The sequence below is a fragment of the Enterococcus raffinosus genome (genome assembly GCF_001886185.1).
Classification (GTDB): Bacteria; Bacillota; Bacilli; order Lactobacillales; family Enterococcaceae; genus Enterococcus_A; species Enterococcus_A raffinosus.
In genome coordinates, this window is sequence record NZ_JXLA01000013.1 from 86770 (window position 1) to 105459 (window position 18690).

Below are 18690 nucleotides of genomic sequence, written 5' to 3' on the forward strand. Positions count from 1 at the left end.
GCATATAATTTCGTTTTTACTACCTAATTATGTATATTTATTTACTAAAAGAACTATTTTTGTATAAAAAAAGACGGCTATAGCCGTCTTTTTGAGGATTAAAATTTACGAAAACGTTGATATCTCTTCTCAATCAATTCTTCTGTTGAATATTGAGAGAGCTCAGTGAGTTTTTCGATTAAAGATTTTTTCAACATACGAATAATTTTTTCCTCACTTAGTTTTTTACCCCTTAGTGTTTCAGGAATCACACGGTCAATCACGTCCAACTCAAGTAATTCTGCAGCGGTAATTTTCATTAACTCAGCAGCTTCGTCAGCACGTTTCCCATCCTTCCAAAGGATTGATGCAAACCCCTCAGGTGAAAGAATCGCGTAAATACTGTATTCCATCATCCAGACCTCATCAGCCAAAGCTAAAGCTAATGCACCGCCACTTCCACCTTCACCAGTTACGATAGAAATGATTGGAACTTTTAAATCTGACATCTCTAAAAGATTACGGGCGATTGCTTCGCCTTCCCCACGTTCTTCTGCCTCTACGCCGCAAAAGGCTCCTGGAGTATTAACAAAGCAAATAACAGGACGATGGAATTTTTCAGCTTGCTTCATTAATCGTAACGCTTTGCGATAACCTTCAGGATTGGGTTGTCCAAAATTACGATCCATGTTCTCTTTCAGGTTGGCTCCTTTTTGAATACCAATAATTGTGACTGGTTTTCCAGCCAAATTAGCGATACCCCCAACGATTGCAGGATCATCTCCAAAATGGCGATCACCATGGAGCTCTTGAAAGTCAGTGAAAATTTTTTCGAAATAGTCTAGGCTAGTCAAACGATCTTGATGTCTGGCCAACTTAACAATTTCCCCAGCAGTTAGACTCATTCTTCACACCAGCCCTTCTGTTGATGAAATGCCAATAATTGCGATAAACGATCTTTCAACATCATTCTTGGAACAATTTGATCAATAAATCCATGCTGTAAAAGAAACTCAGCTTTTTGAAAATCGTCTGGTAGCTGTTGACGTATCGTTTGTTCAATTACCCGTCGTCCAGCAAATCCAACTAAGGTTTGCGGTTCGGCTAAAATAACATCACCCTCCATTGCAAAGCTGGCAGTAACTCCTCCAGTAGTTGGATCTGTTAAAACAGTAATATAAAGCAGTCCCGCGTTACTATGACGCTTAACAGCTGCAGAAATCTTAGCCATCTGCATCAATGAGAAGATTCCTTCTTGCATTCGAGCACCACCTGAGGCAGTGAAAAGAACAACAGGTAACTCTTCAGCTACCGCCTTTTCAAAAAGCCGAGTGATTTTTTCGCCTACAACAGTACCCATACTTCCCATAATGAAATTGGCATCCATCACACCAATGGCCACTATTTGTCCATTGATTGTTGCTTTTCCTGTCAGTACAGCTTCATCCAAGCCTGTTTTTTCCTTCATTGACTCTATTTTTTTTAAATACTCCGGAAAATCGATCGGATTTCTTTGTTCTAGTTGGTTGTCCCAGTCAATAAAACTTTTTTCATCAATCGTCAGAGCCAATCGTTCCCAAGCACTTATTCGGAAGCTATAGCCGCAATGAGGACAAACTTTTTCAGTACCAATTTCTTTTTTATACAAGGTACGTTTACAGTTTGGACATTTGGCCCACATATCATCCGGTACGGTTGGCTTCGTTGTTGGTACACTGTCGCGGTTAGGATTGATTCGAATGTAGTTTTTTTTCTTGTTAAAAAGTCCCACCTATATTCCTCCTACTCGCTTTGCTGCCACTCAGGTAAAAATGTTTTTTGCAAGAAGCTTGTATCATAATCACCAAATAAAACACTTGGATGACTGATTAAATCCATCTGAAATTCAACGTTAGTAATTACACCATCAGAAACGAATTCGCCTAAAGCACGCTGCATCTTCATTAGTGCATCAAAACGATCTTCACCATGAACGATGATCTTCGCAATCATTGAATCATAATATGGCGGAATTGTCACACCGCTATACATCGCGCTATCTACTCTCAGTCCTAGCCCTCCGCTAGGCAAAAGAAGTGTTTTAATCTTACCAGGAGAAGGCGCAAAGTTAAATGCTGGATTTTCAGCATTTATTCGACATTCAATCGAGTGTCCATGAAACTTCACGTCTGACTGCTTCAAACCCAATGGCTCTCCCGCAGCGATTTTGATCTGTTTCTTCACAATATCAATGCCTGTAATCATCTCAGTAATTGGATGTTCCACTTGAATTCGAGTATTCATTTCCATGAAGTAGAAATTTCCCTCTTCATCTCGAAGAAATTCAATTGTTCCGGCACTTTCGTAATTTACAGCCTTTCCAGCTTTAACGGCAATATCACCGAGCATCTTACGATTTTCTTCACCAATAACGACAGAAGGAGCTTCTTCTAAGACTTTTTGATTATTTCGTTGCAACGAACAATCACGCTCTCCTAAATGAATCACATGACCTTGCTGATCTCCCAAGATTTGAACTTCAATATGCCGAGCTGGATAAATAATTTTTTCCATATACATGGCATCATCACCAAAGGCTGCTTTAGCCTCTGATTTGGCCGACAAGAAATTTTTTTCAAGTTCATTTTTCGTAGGAACTTTACGAATTCCTTTTCCACCGCCGCCAGCAGCAGCCTTCAACATAACCGGATATCCGATTTTATCTGCTAATTTCTCTGCTTCTTCCAGTGTGTCGATGGCTCCGTCACTACCAGGAATTACTGGGACACCTGCTTTTTGCATCAACTGGCGCGCATGAATTTTATTTCCCATCGCATCAATAGTTTTTTCGCTTGGTCCGATGAATTTAATGTTGCATTCGGCACACATTGTCGCAAATAAGCTATTTTCAGATAAGAAACCGAACCCTGGGTGGATGGCTTCGGCGTTCGTCACGATCGCTGCGCTTAGAATTTCCTGCATATTTAGATAGGACTCACTAGAACGAGCTGGTCCGATACAAATCGCTTCATCAGCCATCTCGGTGTGCAACGCTTCTTTATCCGCTTCCGAATAAACCGCAACTGTCTGAATTCCTAATTCACGACAGGCACGGATAATTCGTACAGCGATTTCGCCACGATTAGCGATTAATATTTTTGAAAACATAGACATCTATCCAATCATAAAAGTCAGTTCTGCTTCGGCTACTTTTTTGCCATCGACATAGGCGATGCCTTTTCCACAACCTGCTGAAGAACGAACTTTTGTTAATTCTACTTCTAAAACTAAGGTATCTCCTGGAACAACTTTCTTACGGAATTTTGCTTTATCGATTCCACCGAAATAAGCCGTTTTCCCTTTGAATTCATCCATTGATAACAAAGCAACTGCTCCGGCTTGAGCCATTGCTTCGACGATCAGCACGCCGGGCATTACTGGTTCGTGAGGAAAATGTCCTTGAAAGAACGGTTCATTAACAGAAACGTTTTTCTTTGCTTTGATACTTTTTCCTGGTTCCAATTCCTCTACGCGATCAATCAATAACATTGGGTAGCGATGCGGAATAATTTCTTTGATTTCTTCGATCGTTAACATGTAGTTCTCCTCCTAGCTAATACGAAACAATGGTTGTCCATATTCAACAACATCTTCATTTTCCACCAAAATCTCAGTGATAGTTCCATCGAAATCACTTGTGATTTCATTCAACAGCTTCATCGCTTCAATGATGCAGACTGTTTCACCTTGTTTTACAGTATCACCCACTGATTTATAGGCTTCTTGTTCTGGCGACGGCTGTAAATAAACGATCCCAACGATAGGGGAAGTGATTACCTGACCAGTCCCTTTACTTTCAGCAACAGGTATAGACTCTGCTTCCAAGTTTGAAGCTGCTGGTGTATTCGATACTACGGGGGCAACTTCAGTAACCTGCTCAGTTTTCACTGGTGCTGCGGTTTGTCGACTCGTTTGATTTTTATTCATGTATAATTCAAAACTGCCTTCCCGTAAATCAAACTCGGTTAGGTTAGAATCATTAAATTGATTCAACAGTTCTTTGACTTCATTGATCTCCATTTTTAGTCCTCCCAGCGTTTCAAACAGATCACAGCGTTGTGACCGCCAAAACCTAGAGAATTACTTACGGCGTAATTTACCGTTGTTTCTTTTGCTTCGTTCACAACAACGTTTGTCTTAACTTCTGGATCTAATTCTTGAATATTTGCGGTTGGCGGAATAAATTGGTGCTGGAGTGCCATCAATGAAGCAACTGCTTCAACACCGCCAGCTCCACCTAATAAATGTCCCGTCAATGATTTAGTGCTGCTGACGTAGGCATTGTCAGTTAAGGCTGTCGCAATTGCCTTACTCTCAGCCACATCATTAGGTGGGGTACTTGTACCGTGAGCATTTACATAGTTTACTTCTTCTGGTTGAATTCCTGCTTCTTCAATTGCTGCCGTAATTGCTCTTGCGGCACCATCGCCATCAGGAGTAGGTGAAGTCATATGGTACGCATCACATGTGGCTCCATAGCCTACAACTTCGCCTAAGATAGTTGCACCACGTTTTTGAGCGTGCTCCAATGATTCTAAGACTAAAACACCAGCTCCCTCACCCATTACAAATCCATTTCGATCTTTATCAAAGGGGATTGATGCACGATTTGGATCTTCTGAGGTACTTAATGCTGTTAATGCCGCAAAACCGGCGATACCAATTTTATTGATACAGGATTCAGCTCCCCCAGCTATGATCACATCAGAATAGCCATGCTTAATATTACGGAATGCTTCACCGATTGAATGTGTTCCACTGGCACACGCAGTTACAGTACTAGTACAAATACCTTTCGCACCAATCCGTAAAGCGACATTTCCTGCTGCCATATTAGCAATTGCTAACGGAACAAACATCGGAGATACTCGTGCCGGACCCTTTGCATCCATTTTCAAGACCTGATCCTGGATCGTTCCTAAACCGCCGACACCAGAACCGATCATCACACCGAAACGTTCCATATCTTCTTCTTCAGTGTTAATCCCGCTCATTTCCATCGCTTCAAGCGCTGAATAAATGGCATACAACGAGTAGGTTTCCATTCGTTTAGTATCTTTTTTAACAAAATATTTTTCTAAAGGTAAATCTTTGACTTCACCTGCTAAAGTGACACCTGTTTCACTGGCATCAAAGCGCGTGATTGGACCGAACCCATGATTTCCTTCTTTTAAATTATTTAAAAATGTTTCTTCATTATTACCAATTGGTGAGACAACACCAAAGCCTGTAATTACGACACGATTCATTTTATTCCGTCCTTTCTTTACATGACCATTCCGCCATCAACGTTCAGTACCTGACCGGTGATGTAACTGTTTTGTGCTAGAAATAGAGCCGCTTTTGCTACATCATCTACACTACCGAAACATTTTAAGGGAATTTGACCTTCCATTTGTTCTTTGACTTTATCATTCAGTTCATCTGTCATATCTGTTTTGATAAACCCTGGAGCAATCGCATTGCAGGTAATTCCTCGCGGAGCTACCTCTCTTGCTACTGCTTTGGTAAAGCCAATTACGCCTGCTTTACTTGCTGCATAATTGCTTTGACCGACATTTCCAATCAAACCAACAACACTGGAAAGATTAATAATAACTCCAGCACGTTTTTTCATCATTTTTTTCAAAACCTGCTGAGTCATATTGAAGGTACCCTTTAGGTTAATATCCATAACTGCATCGAAATCTTCAGGTTTCATCCGTAAAAGTAACTGATCTTTTGTAATGCCGGCATTGTTGACTAGAATATCAATCGAACCTAAGCACTCCTCACATTCCTTGATCATGTTACCTGCTTCTTCGAAAGAGCTGATATCTCCACAAATGCTGCTGCATTTCACCCCGAAACTTTCGATTTCCGCAATTTTATCTGCGGGGATGGCTTTGCGACCATTCAATACAATGTTCGCACCAGCTTCAGCAAAAGCCTTAGCAATTCCCCAGCCAATCCCTCGACTGCTACCGGTAATGAATACTGTTTTATTCGTTAGTTCCATTCGAACCTCCTAAAAAGCTGATTGTGTCTGCCAATGTTTTTACATCTTCTACACGACTAGTCGCAAGTGACCGATCAATTTTCTTAATAAAACCAGTCAGCGTTTTTCCAGGACCAACCTCAATCAAACGTTCAATACCAAGTTCTTTTAACGTTAAAACACTGTCGCTAAAACGAACCGGTGACATCACCTGTTTTGTTAATAAAGAAATGATTTCATCCTGAGGCATGATCTCCGCAGTAGTATTTGAGATAACTGGTACTTGCATCTCGCTAAATGAGATTGTTTGTAACACTTCGTTCAACCGTTTGCTAGCTGGTTCCAATAATGCTGTGTGGAAAGGACCGCTAACATTCAATGGAATCATTCGCTTTGTTCCAGCAGCTTGCAATAATTCTTCCGCTTTTTCAACTGCAGCAGTTTCGCCGCCAATCACAATTTGTTGCGGAGTATTATAGTTTGCTGGTGAAACAATTCCGATGGCAGAGGCCTGTTTACAACATTCCTCAATCACTTCTGCCTCAGTATTCATGACAGCTACCATCTTACCACTGCCTGTCGGTGCTGCTTCACTCATGAATTGCCCACGTTTATGAACCAGTCTTACTGCATCGCTGAATTTTAATGCTTCAGAAGCAACTAAAGCAGTGTACTCCCCTAGGCTTAGTCCTGCTACTGCATCCGTTCGAAAACCTTTATCGATTAGCACACGCAAAAAAGCGGTGCTGACTGTTAAAATTGCTGGCTGAGTATATTTCGTCTCATTTAATTGATCGTTTTCTTCGAAGCATAAATCTTCCATCGAAAAGCCCAGTAAATCACTAGCTTCTTCAAATGTTTCTTTTACGATTTTCTCCTGCTGGTATAACTCTTTGCCCATTCCGACATATTGAGCGCCCTGCCCACTGAACAAGAATGCTGTTTTCATGATCGTCTCCTAATAGCAGGAAAGGCCAGGCCTTACGCCTAGCCTTTTCCCGAAATTTTATTAATTAAGCGTTTTGTTGTTTTTCAACGTATTCAACTAAATCTTTCACAGTTGTAATGCCATCTTCAGTTTCGATTTTCACATCAAACTCGTCTTCGATTTCGTTGATAATTTGGAATAGATCCAAGCTGTCTGCTTCAAGATCTTCTTGGATATTTGTTTCTAATTTTACTTCTTCTTTTTCTACTCCTAGTTCTTCTACGATAATGTCTTGGATTTTTTCGAATGTCATAAGTTGTTTCCTCCGATAATTTTAAGTTTTTAGTTTTATATTTTTAACAAACTTATAGCTGAATCAGCAGGTTGCCCCATGCTAGTCCACCGCCATAGCCTGTCAATACCACTTTTTGATTGCTGTTTAATGATAAAATATTAGCTTCAACAAGTTCATCCAATAAAATAGGAATACTTGCTGCCGAAGTGTTCCCATAATTCATTAGGTTCATCGGAAACTTCTCAATTGGCTCGTTCATTTTGCGAGCGATTTTTTCAATGATTCGTTTATTGGCTTGATGCAGAAGATAATAGTCAACTGTCTCCTCACCAATAAATTCTTTCAAACTTTTGGTTACGTCATTTAGGGCGAAGTTCCAGATTCCACGGCCGTCCATTGATAAAGCCGTACTAGTCTCTGCCTCTTCATGGAAGATATTACTATTTTTGCGATAACCGGAAGTTAATGCATTGGCACGCTCACCATCCGCTCGCAACATTTGCTTCATTATAGAAGGCTCTTCATTTGCCTCAAGCAAAACACCCGCGGCGCCATCTCCAAACAGAACAGCCGATGAACGATCTTGCCAATCTAGAAGCTTCGAAGTCTTCTCTCCACCGATAACGATTCCCCGCTTCATTCCACTGCGAACGAAATTTTCAGCGGTTGCTAATGCATAAACAAATCCAGCACAGGCAGCCGTTACATCAAATGCCATCGCATGTTTTGCTCCAAGTTGTCCTTGAACCTGACAAGCCACAGAAGGTGATGTGTAGTCTGGTGACATTGTAGCGACAATAATAAAATCCAAATCCATTGGGTCTATTGCTGCCTTATCAACCAGTTTTTTCGCTACATGAAAGCACATGTCTGAAGTATTCTCCGCTTCTGCGACGTGGCGCTGCTTGATCCCAGTTCGTGATTGAATCCACTCATCTGAGGTATCCATCCATTCTGCCAAGTCATCATTCGTCACTACTTTTTCAGGTAAATAACGCGCAGTTGCAATTATTTTTCCGAAGCTCATACTCATTTGATCTCCTCTAAGTAACTATATAGATTTACTAGCGCCTTCAAGAAAACCTCTTGCTCTTCTGCATTCAAATCCTTGATGGCACTTTTGACCATTTCATGATGAAAATGCTGATGAACTCGAAAGACTAAGCGTCCTTTTTTTGTCAAACCTAGTTTAACCACACGACGATCATCCTCACTGCGGATTCGCTCTACATAGCCCTTTTTCACTAAACGATTGATTGATGTCGTCAAGGTCCCAACTGTTACCAATAATTCCCTGGCAACTTCTGTGGTCGTTTTCTTTTTGTACATCCCGATTGCATCAATGGTGTGCATTTCTGTAATCGTCAAATCGCTGAATTGTGATTTTTTTAGTTCGTTTTCTTCAATCGACAGAACATCGTTGAAAATTGAAACTAAATAGGTATTTAATTCTTCCCAGTTTCTTTCCATGTCCTCACCTAATTAGTTTGATTATCAAATCATTTGATGTTCAAACTATATCTTATTTTATTTCTGAATGCAACAATATTTTTCCAATTAACCAAAAATTAATGATTAAATCGAGGAGGATTTGACTGATCTACTTTTCAATTTACTTTGATAACCAAAGGAATTTTCCATATAAAAAAAAGCGGGAATCCCGCTTTTTTTATACATTTCGATGCATTGGAATGTTGTTGTTATTTGGATGAACCAATAAATATTGGATAACATCAATATTGCTAGCTTGGAAGGATGCCGCGCAAGCCTGTAGATAGAGATCCCACATTCGATAAAAAGCTTCATCTTTTTGCGCAATGACTTTCTCTTCTACATTGTGGAAGTTTTTCGTCCAATGTTCAAGAGTTAATTGATAATCACGACGGAGACTCTCAAGGTCAATTAGCTGCAGATCATTTTCAGTAATATGACCGACTAATTCAGTTACACCTGGAATATAGCCCCCTGGAAAAATGTATTGGTTGATCCAAGCATTTTTCGCTCCGCCTTGTTGACGACTAATTCCATGAATCAATGCAGTTCCACTTGGCGCCAAATGATTTTCAACAACCTTAAAATATTCCTGAAGGTTTTCTGCCCCAACGTGTTCGAACATACCGACACTTGTAATGTGATCAAAAGTCCCTTTTAGATCCCGATAATCCATCAATTCAACAGATACCGTATCTTCAAGCTTCTCTTTTTTAATAATTTCTTGAATATGTTGATATTGCTCTTCACTCAATGTGATTCCTTTAGCCTTGACCTTATATTCTTTTGCGGCAGTCAAAATCAATGTTCCCCAACCACACCCGATATCTAAAAGTGTGTCTCCAGGTTGAATGAACAATTTGTTCAAAATGTGATGTACTTTGTTAATTTGAGCTTGCTCCAATGTATCCTCTGGTGTTTCGAAATAGGCACAAGAATAAGTTAGAGTACGATCCAACCACATCTCATAGAAATCATTTCCCAAATCATAATGGCTATGAATATCGTGAGCTGATTGTTTTTTTGTGTGTTTTTCTTTCGGCATCCATTTTTTGAAATTATTATTATGGAAAAATCCGTTGGCTTGGTTATACACATCGTAAATTAAAGCCTGTAAATCACCTTTGATTTCAATTTTCTTTTCCATGTACGCTTCTCCAAGTGCCAAAGAAGCGTTGTTAATTAATTCTTTTACTGGGATTTTTTCATTAAAAATAATCTTGAAAACTACTTCTCCCTCGGAATTTCCATACTCTTTAGTAGAACCATCCCAAAAAGTTACTTGAGTTTTTTGTGAAAAAGATGGTTTAAATAATTGATTGTATACTTCTTTATCTAACATAATATTGCCTCCCTCACCATATCTTCCGACTAAATCTTAATTAGTTCAAAAGATTTGCCCTTGGTTGGCGAAAAAAATAGGAAATCCTCATAAAAATATCATCAAAAATTATATGAAACCCTTTTTCTAAAAAGAAAGGTACAAAAAAAACGGGTTTCCCCGTTTTATTGAATCAAATCATAAATTTCCATCGCAACGATGTCGATGTTATCAAATTGATAAGATTGTTTGCTGTCGCTTTCAGTCAGCTCAAATGTTTCTGTTGTATTATCATAAGTTACAGTACATTTTTCCACGCCCTCTTTTTCAAAACGACGCAATTGTACTTCATTATCAGTCGATTCAGTCATTGCTTCTAAGCGTTTAATAATGGCAACTAATTGTGAATGTTTCATCTAGATGCCCCCCTTCTTCTCAATTCTGTCTTATTGTATCAAATCCGACCGTATCTTGCATTGATTTTCATCAATTAATTTATGATTTTTTTACTAAATCTAACTTAAGACTGTTCCCACCACAATTTAATTAAAGCTTGTGTTCCATCATTCTCAAATCCTTGTTCCGCTAACTGTTCGTATAGCTCCGTAGCCAATTTTGTCGCTGGTAGATGAAGCTGCATTTTTTCTGCTTCGTCTAGGGCAATTTTCAGGTCTTTTATAAAGTGCTTAACGAAAAAGCCAGGAGAGTAATCTGCTTTTAAAATGCGTGGCGCGTAATTTGTCATTGACCAGTTTTGCGCTGCACCGCCTCCTAACGTTTCTAAGACCTTTGGTACATCTAGATTCGCCGCTTTTGCATAAACAAGCATCTCAGTCATTCCAGTCATGGTTCCAGCAATCATAATTTGATTGGCCATTTTTGTATGTTGTCCTGCACCGGCTTTGCCTTGCAACGAATAACTTTTACCCATAATTTCAAATAGTGGTAACACTTGCTCATAGGCTGTTTGATCACCGCCAACCATAATGGTTAAAGTTCCGTTTTGCGCACCAAGATCTCCTCCCGATACTGGCGCATCCAAAGCAGCGGCACCTTTTTCCTTAGCTGTCTCATAAATTCTTTCCGCTAAAGTTGGGGTAGATGTTGTTAAATCCACAAGAATCTTATCTTTTACCTCTGTCGAATATATACTGTTTTTCCCAAAATAAATTTCTTCAACATCACTTGGATACCCAACCATAGAAAAAATAATATCGCTCGTAGCAGTTACCTCTGCTGGTGTTGGCTGCCACATGGCTCCATGTTCAACTAGGTCATCTGTCTTGCTTTTCGTACGATTATATACGGACACTTCATGCCCTGCAGAAAGAAAATGCTTCACGATGGATTTTCCCATCACGCCTGTTCCGATAAAACCTATTCTCATGTTATTACCTCCTAATAAAAAAATAATCCACCTCCAGTATACATGAAGAGATGGATTTCAGCTTTATTTATCTTCACCATTTCGAAGTGAGTTAATCCGTATTCGCATTTTTTGAACGGTTCGAGCAGGAGTGCTCGTCTCTGTGTGATTTTCAGCATAGTAGATCAACATTTCTTGATAGAATTTAAGAATTTCATCGCCAAAACGCTCTGCCGATATTTCAACTAACTTGTTCTTTTGAACTATTGGATCAATTGGAATCTGCTGCTGCACGTATCGAACAAAGCTCTCGCTAAAGTCTTCATTACGTTCGAAGGTAATTCCTAAAGACTCATCATTTAGTAGTTGCGTGAGATAGTCATTTCCCTCTACGACACATTGTGTCCCCGAAGCAATCGCTTCAGCGTAAGTCAGGCCTTGTGTTTCCGAAGTCGAAGCACTAACAAAATAATCTGCTGCATGATAATAGTAGGCAACTTCTTCATGAGGGACTTCTCCTGTAAATTGAACATAATCCTCAATTTCTAATTCACGAGCCATTGCTTCTAGGTCTTCTCGATAGGGTCCTTTGCCAACAATGACCAAACGAGCATTCGGATAGCTCATAAGTACCTCTGGGAACTGTTGGACGATGACATGAATGTTCTTTTCATAAGAAATTCTGCTTAATGACAAAATCATCAACTCATCAGGCTGTATTCCGAGTGTTGTTCTTAATTTCTCTGTGTCCTCTTTTGTAATATCTGAGCGAACAAAATGTTTTACATCGATCCCTGTCGGAATGATCCGCATTGGAATATCTACTTCATAACGCTTCAATGTATCAACTACCCGTTTACTTGGACAAACAACTCCCGTAGAATGATTGACAAACATTTTTATAAAATGCTTTACATGCGTCGGGCGAACAACTTTTCCATTGGCAATATAATGGAGGTAATCCTCATACATCGTGTGATACGTATGGACGACAGGTATCCGTAAACGATTCGCTACCATTTTCCCTAAAAAACCAGCACCAAACTCTGTATGCGTATGAATGATTTCTAATTCCAATTCTTTCGCTATTTGATAAGCGAACCATATTCCTCTTACCACGATTCGACGATCCTTGAAGGATACAAAAGGAACGCTAGGCATACGTACGATATCTTTTTCAAACTCATCCGCATCTGGGTCAGTCGTTGTAAAAATGTAAACCTCATGCCCTTGTTGCTCAAGTTCATTTTTTAATGTTCTGATCGATGTTGCTACCCCGCTGACCTGGGGGAAATAAGTATCTGTAAAAAAGCCGATCCGCACGACTATTCCTCCAAACTATTTTGTGACTTTTGCATACACTTGATGATCATAAGGCAAACCTAAGACCTCTTGATACACAGATTTTAACTCAGCACCGATTTGTGTGATACTTTTTTCCTGAGCTGTTTTAAAGCCTGCCATCGAAAGATTCGGTAACCGTCGATTCACCAACTGTTGAATTAACTCTTCAAACTCCTGATTATTGGTCCCCATATAGCAGTTTTCACGATTTGTTAACCATCCATCATAAACAGGAATATCTCTTAATAATACTTGTTGTTGACTTGCTAAGGCCTCCAATACGACAATTCCTTCTGTTTCTTCATAAGAAGGAAAAAAGAATAGATCTGCACCAGAATAAGCTCCCTCTATGAGATCTCCATTGATATAACCTGGAAAAATCACGTTTTTAGGATGTGCTTTTTTTACAAGACGCCGGATATTCGCAGGGATCGAAAGCATAGGCACATCGCCAAACCAAATGAAAGTATAGTCTGGCATTTTTTCTGCAAGCTCGACAAAATCAAGAATCCCTTTGCGCTCAAAAAATAGACCTACACATATGATCACCTTTTGTGTTTCTGATAAATTAAAATGATTCCGAAAAGCCGCCTCTTTATGCTCATCTGGATAATACCTTTTCAAATCAATACCGTTTGAAATCGCCGCGATTGGCTGTTTTAATCCATAGCTACGAAGTAACTTCTTAGAATAAGGGGTAGGAGTGATCAGGTGATCTGCCTGTTCATACAAAGAGACTAGCCATTTTTTTACCAAAGGAGCAAGTTGGTTTGAGCCTACAAATGAATTACGGAAATCTTCCTCCGTCGAGTGTGCATGAAAGACCACTTTTTTACCGAGCCTTTTTGCTTTTCTGACTAATTGAAGGCTCTTCAGTCCATACGTATTAATATGTAATATATCATAATCAGTCGCACTTGGGTCAAGAGTATAATCAATCCCCATTGAAGCCAACGCTCTTTTTTGATGGCTTAAGGCACGTCCAATCCCTGATTTACCAATAACATTCTGACCTTCAAAGTAAAGTAATATTTTCATATGCAGCCTCCTTAAAAACAAATCAATTATATCACAAGCACTTGATTTTTATCTCAACCTATAGTCTGATTTTACTCCTTCTTCATCATTTTACCTTTTTCCCATTTTATATTTTATAACAAGAAAAAAGACCGCTGTCCGAAAAGACAACGGTCTTAAAATAAAAATCTATTTTACGTATTCTTTTACTAGTTCTTCGACTTCTTCCATTGTGTCGCACTCTTTCAACGCTTTTTCAGCCAATTCAGCCATGTCAGTTGTTGTTAAACGCTTCATCAAGCTACGAGTTCTAAGGATTGATGTCGCACTCATAGAGAACTCATCTAAGCCCATACCCATTAGCAATGGAACAGCTGTTTGATCGCCAGCCATTTCGCCACACATACCAGCCCATTTACCTTCAGCATGTGCTGCATCAATGACGTTTTTAATCAAACGTAAGATTGATGGGTTATATGGTTGATACAGGTATGAAACGCGTTCGTTCATACGGTCAGCAGCCATTGTGTATTGAATCAAGTCGTTTGTTCCGATACTAAAGAAGTCAACTTCTTTTGCAAACTTGTCAGCTAGAACAGCTGCGGCAGGGATCTCGATCATGATTCCGACTTGAATCGTATCAGAAACCTTCACGCCTTCGTTAACAAGCTTTTCTTTTTCTTCGTTGAACATTTTCTTCGCTGCACGGAACTCTTTTAATGTTGCAACCATTGGGAACATGATGCGTAAATTGCCATGAACTGAAGCGCGTAACAATGCACGTAACTGTGTACGGAACATATCGTCGCCTAATTCAGATAAACTGATACGCAATGCACGATAACCCAAGAATGGATTCATTTCGTGAGGTAATGTTAAGTATGGTAACTCTTTGTCTCCACCGATGTCCATTGTACGAACAACAACTGGTTTGTCACCCATGCCTTCTAAAACGGCTTTATAAGCTTCAAACTGATCGTCTTCTGTAGGGAAATCTGAAGAGTCCATATATAGGAATTCCGTACGGTATAAACCAATTGCCTCAGCGCCATTGTTATGAACGCCTTCAAGGTCTTTTGGTGTACCGATGTTCGCCGCTAATTCAAAATGCTTGCCATCAGCAGTAACTGTTTCAGCATCTTTTAATTTTTCCCATTCAGCCTTTTGCGTTGCATAAGCTTCGCCAGCTTTTTTGTATTCAGCTGCTTGTTCGTCTGTTGGGTTCACAATTGTTTCACCAGTAATTCCGTTAACTGCAAGAACATCGCCTTCTTTAGCTTTAGAAGTGATTTCCTTCGTACCAACGATTGCTGGGATTTCCAATGAACGAGCCATGATTGCTGAGTGAGACGTACGTCCCCCGATATCAGTAACAAAGGCTTTTACGAAGTTCTTGTCCAATTGCGCAGTATCACTTGGTGTCAAGTCATGTGCTACAACAATTACTTCTTCATCAATCATTGATGGATCTGGTAGAGATACACCTAATAAATGTGCCATTACACGTTTTGTAACGTCACGAATATCTGCTGCACGTTCTTGCATATAAGCGTTATCATCCATCGCTTCGAACATGCCAATATACATATCAGTAACTTCTTTAAGTGAGCTTTCAGCATTCACTTTATTATCTTGAATGTGTTGTTTGATTTGACCAATCATTTCTGGATCTGAAAGAACCATTAAATGAGCATCAAAAACTTGTGCTTCTTCTTCACCTAAGCTTTTCGCTGCTTTATCCCGAATTTTTTCCAGTTCAGCAGAAGAAGCCGCCAAAGCGTCATCAAGACGCTTTTCTTCGGCAGCAGTATCTTCTACATTATTTTGCTTGAAAGATAAATCCGGTTGTACTAGCAGATAAGCTTTCGCAACGGCTACACCGTCACTTGCGGCAATACCTTTTAGTAATTCAACCATTATTCAGATAATCCTTCCTTTTTCATTGTTTCAACAATTGCTTCCATTGCTTCTTTTTCGTCAGCACCTTCAGCAGAGATAACAACGTCAGAACCTTGGCCAACACCTAGAGACATAACTCCCATGATTGATTTAAGGTTAACTGATTTTCCTTTATACTCTAAGTTAATATCAGAGTTAAATTTGCTTGCAGCTTGCACCAATAAAGTTGCGGGACGTGCATGAATCCCTGTTTCTGCTACTACGTGAAAATCTTTTTTTTCCATATTGACCGTTCTCCTTTATAAAAAAAATGTTTTTTTATGTTAGGGCTTTAATGATAACATCCATCATTTTGAGCCCTTCATTTTCTTAGATTACCATTTTTTTGCGGTGGATACAACAATTTTAGTCGATTTATTCATACGAAATGTATGCCCTTTCTTAAAATATCTGACTAGACCGTTTAACTTCCTTATCCCGCTTGCTTTCATTTTTTTTACATAACAATACTGCATAGTAAAAAATTCAGATTTTGTTCTTTTTAGCACTCGACTACTTCGATTGCTAAAAAATGAAACAAAGTGTTTGCTTTTATCTGAAATCTCGTTATAATTGTTTTTAAGGTCAGTGAAAGTCAAACAACTGACCAGCGTATCTTTTTACGAGACTCGCTTACTCGATGTACAATGGAAGAAACAATCAACTATTGAAAGGGTGAAAAAAATGCTTTGCCAAAATTGTCATGAAAATGAAGCAACGATTCATTTATATGCAAATGTCAATGGGCAACGAAAGCAATTAGATTATTGCCAAAGTTGCTATCAAAAATTGAAGAATCAAGCTGGAGGTGCGCCCCAAATGGCAGGAAATGATCCTTTTGGTTTTGGAAGTTTAGATGATTTGTTCCGCTCAATGTCTCAACAAATGCAACAAAGACAAGGCGCTGCAGATCAAACACCACCAACACAATTCGGTGGCGGAAATGGAATTAACAATCAACCCCCTCGTGGAAATGGCGGCGGTGGCTTATTAGATGAATATGGTATTAACATTACTGGTCAAGCGCGTGAAGGAAATATTGATCCAGTCGTTGGACGAGACGATGAAATTCAGCGTGTGATCGAAATTTTGAATCGCCGGACAAAGAACAACCCTGTTTTAATTGGTGAACCTGGTGTGGGTAAAACAGCAGTAGTTGAAGGCTTAGCGCAAAAGATCGTTGATGGCGATGTTCCACAAAAATTAATGGATAAAGAAGTTATCCGTTTAGATGTCGCTTCTCTTGTTCAAGGCACTGGTATTCGCGGTCAATTTGAAGAAAGAATGCAAAAGCTGATTGAAGAAATTCGCCAAGCTGAAAATATCATTCTCTTCATTGATGAAGTTCACGAAATCGTTGGTGCAGGTGCTGCTGGAGACGGCAACATGGATGCTGGAAATATTTTAAAACCAGCATTAGCTCGTGGTGAGCTGCAAATGGTCGGCGCGACAACCTTGAATGAGTATCGCATTATTGAAAAGGACGCAGCTTTAGAACGTCGGATGCAGCCTGTTCGTGTCGAAGAACCTTCTGTTCAAGAAACGATCGAGATTTTAAAGGGATTGCAACCTCGTTATGAAGATTACCATCATGTAAAATATACAGATGAAGCGATCAAGGCTGCTGCTGAGCTTTCAAATCGTTATATCCAAGACCGTTTCTTACCTGACAAAGCAATTGATTTGTTAGATGAAACAGGTTCAAAGAAAAACTTAACAATTCAGATCGTGGATCCAAAAACGATTGATAAAAAATTAGCAGAGGCTGAGCAACAAAAATCTCAGGCTTCACAAGAAGAAGACTTTGAGAAAGCAGCCTACTACCGTGATCAAATTAATAAGCTGCAAAAAATGAAAGAACGTCAGTTAACAGATGAAGAAACACCTGTCATCTCTGAAAAAGATATGGAAAAAATCGTTGAAAAACGGACAGGTATCCCTGTTGGCGAATTAAAGGAAAAAGAACAAACACAATTGAAAAACTTAGCTGTTGATTTGAAACAGCATGTAATTGGTCAAGATGAAGCAGTTGATAAAGTAGCCAAAGCCATCCGCCGTAACCGTGTTGGCTTGAACAAGAAGAACCGTCCAATCGGCTCCTTCCTATTTGTTGGACCAACAGGGGTTGGTAAAACAGAGTTGGCACGTCAATTAGCAGAAGAATTATTCGGCTCAAGTGATTCAATGATTCGCTTTGATATGAGTGAATACATGGAAAAACATAGTGTTTCTAAATTGATCGGTTCTCCTCCAGGTTATGTTGGTTATGAAGAAGCTGGTCAATTGACTGAACAAGTCCGTCGCCATCCTTATAGCTTGATTTTATTGGATGAAATTGAAAAGGCACACCCAGATGTGCTTCATATGTTCCTACAAATTCTTGATGATGGCCGCTTGACGGATTCTCAAGGTCGAACTGTCAGCTTCAAAGATACTATTATCATCATGACTAGTAACGCTGGAACTGGCAAGATTGAAGCAAATGTCGGTTTTGGTGCAGCTAGAGAAGGCGTCACTCGCTCTGTCTTAGGTCAGTTAAAAGATTTCTTTGCACCTGAATTCTTGAACCGTTTTGACGGAATTGTTGAATTCAGCCCATTATCAAAAGAAAACTTGATGAAGATTGTTTCATTGATGTTGGAAGATGTGAACGAAATGTTAGCTTCACAAAAGCTTCACATCGATGTTCCTGATAATGTGAAAGAAAAATTGGTTGATTTGGGATATGATCCTGCCATGGGCGCTCGACCTCTTCGCCGGACGATCCAGGAAAATATTGAAGACGGCATCGCTGAATTCTATTTAGATCATCCAACGATTACTGATCTTAAGGCTAAACTTGATAAAGAAGACCATATTGTTATCACGTCAAAGCCTGAACGTCTAGCAAAAGAAGACAAAAACTAATGACTTTAGGATTCTCGTATAAAACGAGAATCCTTTTTTATCAAATTGTTCAAATTTTCTAATTGAGCTAATTTCATAATTCGCTTTT

General features: G+C 39.5%; 19 protein-coding genes. 1 reads left to right on the plus strand and 18 read right to left on the minus strand.

Features of this window, described 5'->3' with window-relative positions; all coding sequences use genetic code 11:
• Positions 1-98: 98 nt before the first annotated feature.
• The 18 genes from RV13_RS08955 to RV13_RS09040 all read right to left on the minus strand — a co-directional run bounded on the left by RV13_RS08955 (position 99) and on the right by RV13_RS09040 (position 15940).
• Positions 99-884, minus strand: a complete 786-nt coding sequence (locus RV13_RS08955) for an acetyl-CoA carboxylase carboxyl transferase subunit alpha (RefSeq protein ID WP_010746013.1) — start codon at positions 882-884, stop codon at positions 99-101.
• A complete protein-coding gene (accD, locus tag RV13_RS08960; RefSeq protein ID WP_010746012.1) occupies positions 881-1750 on the minus strand; it encodes an acetyl-CoA carboxylase, carboxyltransferase subunit beta in 870 nt (289 codons plus the stop codon). Before accD ends, RV13_RS08955 begins: the two co-directional genes overlap by 4 nt.
• Positions 1751-1761: 11 nt before the next feature.
• Positions 1762-3126, minus strand: coding sequence for an acetyl-CoA carboxylase biotin carboxylase subunit (locus RV13_RS08965; RefSeq protein WP_010746011.1), 1365 nt, complete (start codon positions 3124-3126; stop codon positions 1762-1764).
• A gap of 6 nt (positions 3127-3132) precedes the next feature.
• Positions 3133-3555: a 3-hydroxyacyl-ACP dehydratase FabZ gene (gene fabZ, locus RV13_RS08970; RefSeq protein ID WP_010746010.1), complete on the minus strand. Its 423-nt coding sequence runs from the start codon at positions 3553-3555 to the stop codon at positions 3133-3135.
• A gap of 12 nt (positions 3556-3567) precedes the next feature.
• A complete protein-coding gene (accB, locus tag RV13_RS08975; RefSeq protein WP_010746009.1) occupies positions 3568-4038 on the minus strand; it encodes an acetyl-CoA carboxylase biotin carboxyl carrier protein in 471 nt (156 codons plus the stop codon).
• A gap of 2 nt (positions 4039-4040) precedes the next feature.
• Positions 4041-5267, minus strand: a complete 1227-nt coding sequence (gene fabF / locus RV13_RS08980) for a beta-ketoacyl-ACP synthase II (protein ID WP_010746008.1) — start codon at positions 5265-5267, stop codon at positions 4041-4043.
• 17 nt (positions 5268-5284) lie between these two features.
• Positions 5285-6016, minus strand: coding sequence for a 3-oxoacyl-[acyl-carrier-protein] reductase (gene fabG, locus RV13_RS08985; protein ID WP_010746007.1), 732 nt, complete (start codon positions 6014-6016; stop codon positions 5285-5287).
• Positions 6000-6944: an ACP S-malonyltransferase gene (gene fabD / locus RV13_RS08990; protein WP_060789636.1), complete on the minus strand. Its 945-nt coding sequence runs from the start codon at positions 6942-6944 to the stop codon at positions 6000-6002. Before fabD ends, fabG begins: the two co-directional genes overlap by 17 nt.
• A 64-nt stretch (positions 6945-7008) precedes the next feature.
• On the minus strand, positions 7009-7236 hold the full coding sequence (locus RV13_RS08995) for an acyl carrier protein (RefSeq protein WP_010746005.1): 228 nt from the start codon (positions 7234-7236) through the stop codon (positions 7009-7011).
• A gap of 52 nt (positions 7237-7288) precedes the next feature.
• Entirely contained in the window at positions 7289-8251 is a 963-nt protein-coding gene (locus RV13_RS09000; protein ID WP_010746004.1) for a beta-ketoacyl-ACP synthase III, read from the minus strand.
• Positions 8248-8688, minus strand: coding sequence for a fatty acid biosynthesis transcriptional regulator FabT (fabT, locus tag RV13_RS09005; RefSeq protein WP_010746003.1), 441 nt, complete (start codon positions 8686-8688; stop codon positions 8248-8250). Before fabT ends, RV13_RS09000 begins: the two co-directional genes overlap by 4 nt.
• 199 nt (positions 8689-8887) lie before the next feature.
• Positions 8888-10051, minus strand: a complete 1164-nt coding sequence (locus RV13_RS09010; RefSeq protein WP_028020443.1) for an SAM-dependent methyltransferase — start codon at positions 10049-10051, stop codon at positions 8888-8890.
• A gap of 164 nt (positions 10052-10215) precedes the next feature.
• A complete protein-coding gene (locus RV13_RS09015) occupies positions 10216-10446 on the minus strand; it encodes a YkuJ family protein (RefSeq protein WP_010740403.1) in 231 nt (76 codons plus the stop codon).
• A 104-nt stretch (positions 10447-10550) separates the two neighbouring features.
• A complete protein-coding gene (locus tag RV13_RS09020; RefSeq protein ID WP_010746001.1) occupies positions 10551-11417 on the minus strand; it encodes an NAD(P)-dependent oxidoreductase in 867 nt (288 codons plus the stop codon).
• Positions 11418-11480: 63 nt separating this feature from the next.
• Positions 11481-12719: a glycosyltransferase family 4 protein gene (locus tag RV13_RS09025; RefSeq protein ID WP_010746000.1), complete on the minus strand. Its 1239-nt coding sequence runs from the start codon at positions 12717-12719 to the stop codon at positions 11481-11483.
• Between the two features lie 15 nt (positions 12720-12734).
• Positions 12735-13778, minus strand: a complete 1044-nt coding sequence (locus RV13_RS09030; protein WP_010745999.1) for an LTA glycolipid anchor biosynthesis glycosyltransferase, IagA/BgsA family — start codon at positions 13776-13778, stop codon at positions 12735-12737.
• A 168-nt stretch (positions 13779-13946) separates the two neighbouring features.
• Positions 13947-15674: a phosphoenolpyruvate--protein phosphotransferase gene (gene ptsP / locus RV13_RS09035; protein ID WP_010745998.1), complete on the minus strand. Its 1728-nt coding sequence runs from the start codon at positions 15672-15674 to the stop codon at positions 13947-13949.
• Positions 15674-15940 carry a phosphocarrier protein HPr gene (locus tag RV13_RS09040; protein ID WP_010745997.1) on the minus strand — a complete coding sequence of 89 codons (267 nt, stop codon included), beginning with the start codon at positions 15938-15940 and terminating at the stop codon, positions 15674-15676. Before RV13_RS09040 ends, ptsP begins: the two co-directional genes overlap by 1 nt.
• Before the next feature lie 439 nt (positions 15941-16379).
• On the opposite strand from RV13_RS09040, the gene RV13_RS09045 reads away from it, so the two are divergent.
• Positions 16380-18602 carry an ATP-dependent Clp protease ATP-binding subunit gene (locus tag RV13_RS09045; RefSeq protein ID WP_010745996.1) on the plus strand — a complete coding sequence of 741 codons (2223 nt, stop codon included), beginning with the start codon at positions 16380-16382 and terminating at the stop codon, positions 18600-18602.
• Positions 18603-18690 lie beyond the last annotated feature (88 nt).

Bases quoted from the DNA above. Each gene is read 5' to 3' on its own strand.
- RV13_RS08955 (WP_010746013.1), bottom strand. From the start codon at position 884: ATGAGTCTAACTGCTGGGGAAATTGTTAAGTTGGCCAGACATCAAGAT.
- RV13_RS08965 (WP_010746011.1), bottom strand. From the start codon at position 3,126: ATGTTTTCAAAAATATTAATCGCTAATCGTGGCGAAATCGCTGTACGA.
- fabZ (WP_010746010.1), bottom strand. From the start codon at position 3,555: ATGTTAACGATCGAAGAAATCAAAGAAATTATTCCGCATCGCTACCCA.
- accB (WP_010746009.1), bottom strand. From the start codon at position 4,038: ATGGAGATCAATGAAGTCAAAGAACTGTTGAATCAATTTAATGATTCT.
- fabF (WP_010746008.1), bottom strand. From the start codon at position 5,267: ATGAATCGTGTCGTAATTACAGGCTTTGGTGTTGTCTCACCAATTGGT.
- fabG (WP_010746007.1), bottom strand. From the start codon at position 6,016: ATGGAACTAACGAATAAAACAGTATTCATTACCGGTAGCAGTCGAGGG.
- fabD (WP_060789636.1), bottom strand. From the start codon at position 6,944: ATGAAAACAGCATTCTTGTTCAGTGGGCAGGGCGCTCAATATGTCGGA.
- RV13_RS08995 (WP_010746005.1), bottom strand. From the start codon at position 7,236: ATGACATTCGAAAAAATCCAAGACATTATCGTAGAAGAACTAGGAGTA.
- RV13_RS09000 (WP_010746004.1), bottom strand. From the start codon at position 8,251: ATGAGTATGAGCTTCGGAAAAATAATTGCAACTGCGCGTTATTTACCT.
- fabT (WP_010746003.1), bottom strand. From the start codon at position 8,688: ATGGAAAGAAACTGGGAAGAATTAAATACCTATTTAGTTTCAATTTTC.
- RV13_RS09010 (WP_028020443.1), bottom strand. From the start codon at position 10,051: ATGTTAGATAAAGAAGTATACAATCAATTATTTAAACCATCTTTTTCA.
- RV13_RS09015 (WP_010740403.1), bottom strand. From the start codon at position 10,446: ATGAAACATTCACAATTAGTTGCCATTATTAAACGCTTAGAAGCAATG.
- RV13_RS09020 (WP_010746001.1), bottom strand. From the start codon at position 11,417: ATGAGAATAGGTTTTATCGGAACAGGCGTGATGGGAAAATCCATCGTG.
- RV13_RS09030 (WP_010745999.1), bottom strand. From the start codon at position 13,778: ATGAAAATATTACTTTACTTTGAAGGTCAGAATGTTATTGGTAAATCA.
- ptsP (WP_010745998.1), bottom strand. From the start codon at position 15,674: ATGGTTGAATTACTAAAAGGTATTGCCGCAAGTGACGGTGTAGCCGTT.
- RV13_RS09040 (WP_010745997.1), bottom strand. From the start codon at position 15,940: ATGGAAAAAAAAGATTTTCACGTAGTAGCAGAAACAGGGATTCATGCA.
- RV13_RS09045 (WP_010745996.1), top strand. From the start codon at position 16,380: ATGCTTTGCCAAAATTGTCATGAAAATGAAGCAACGATTCATTTATAT.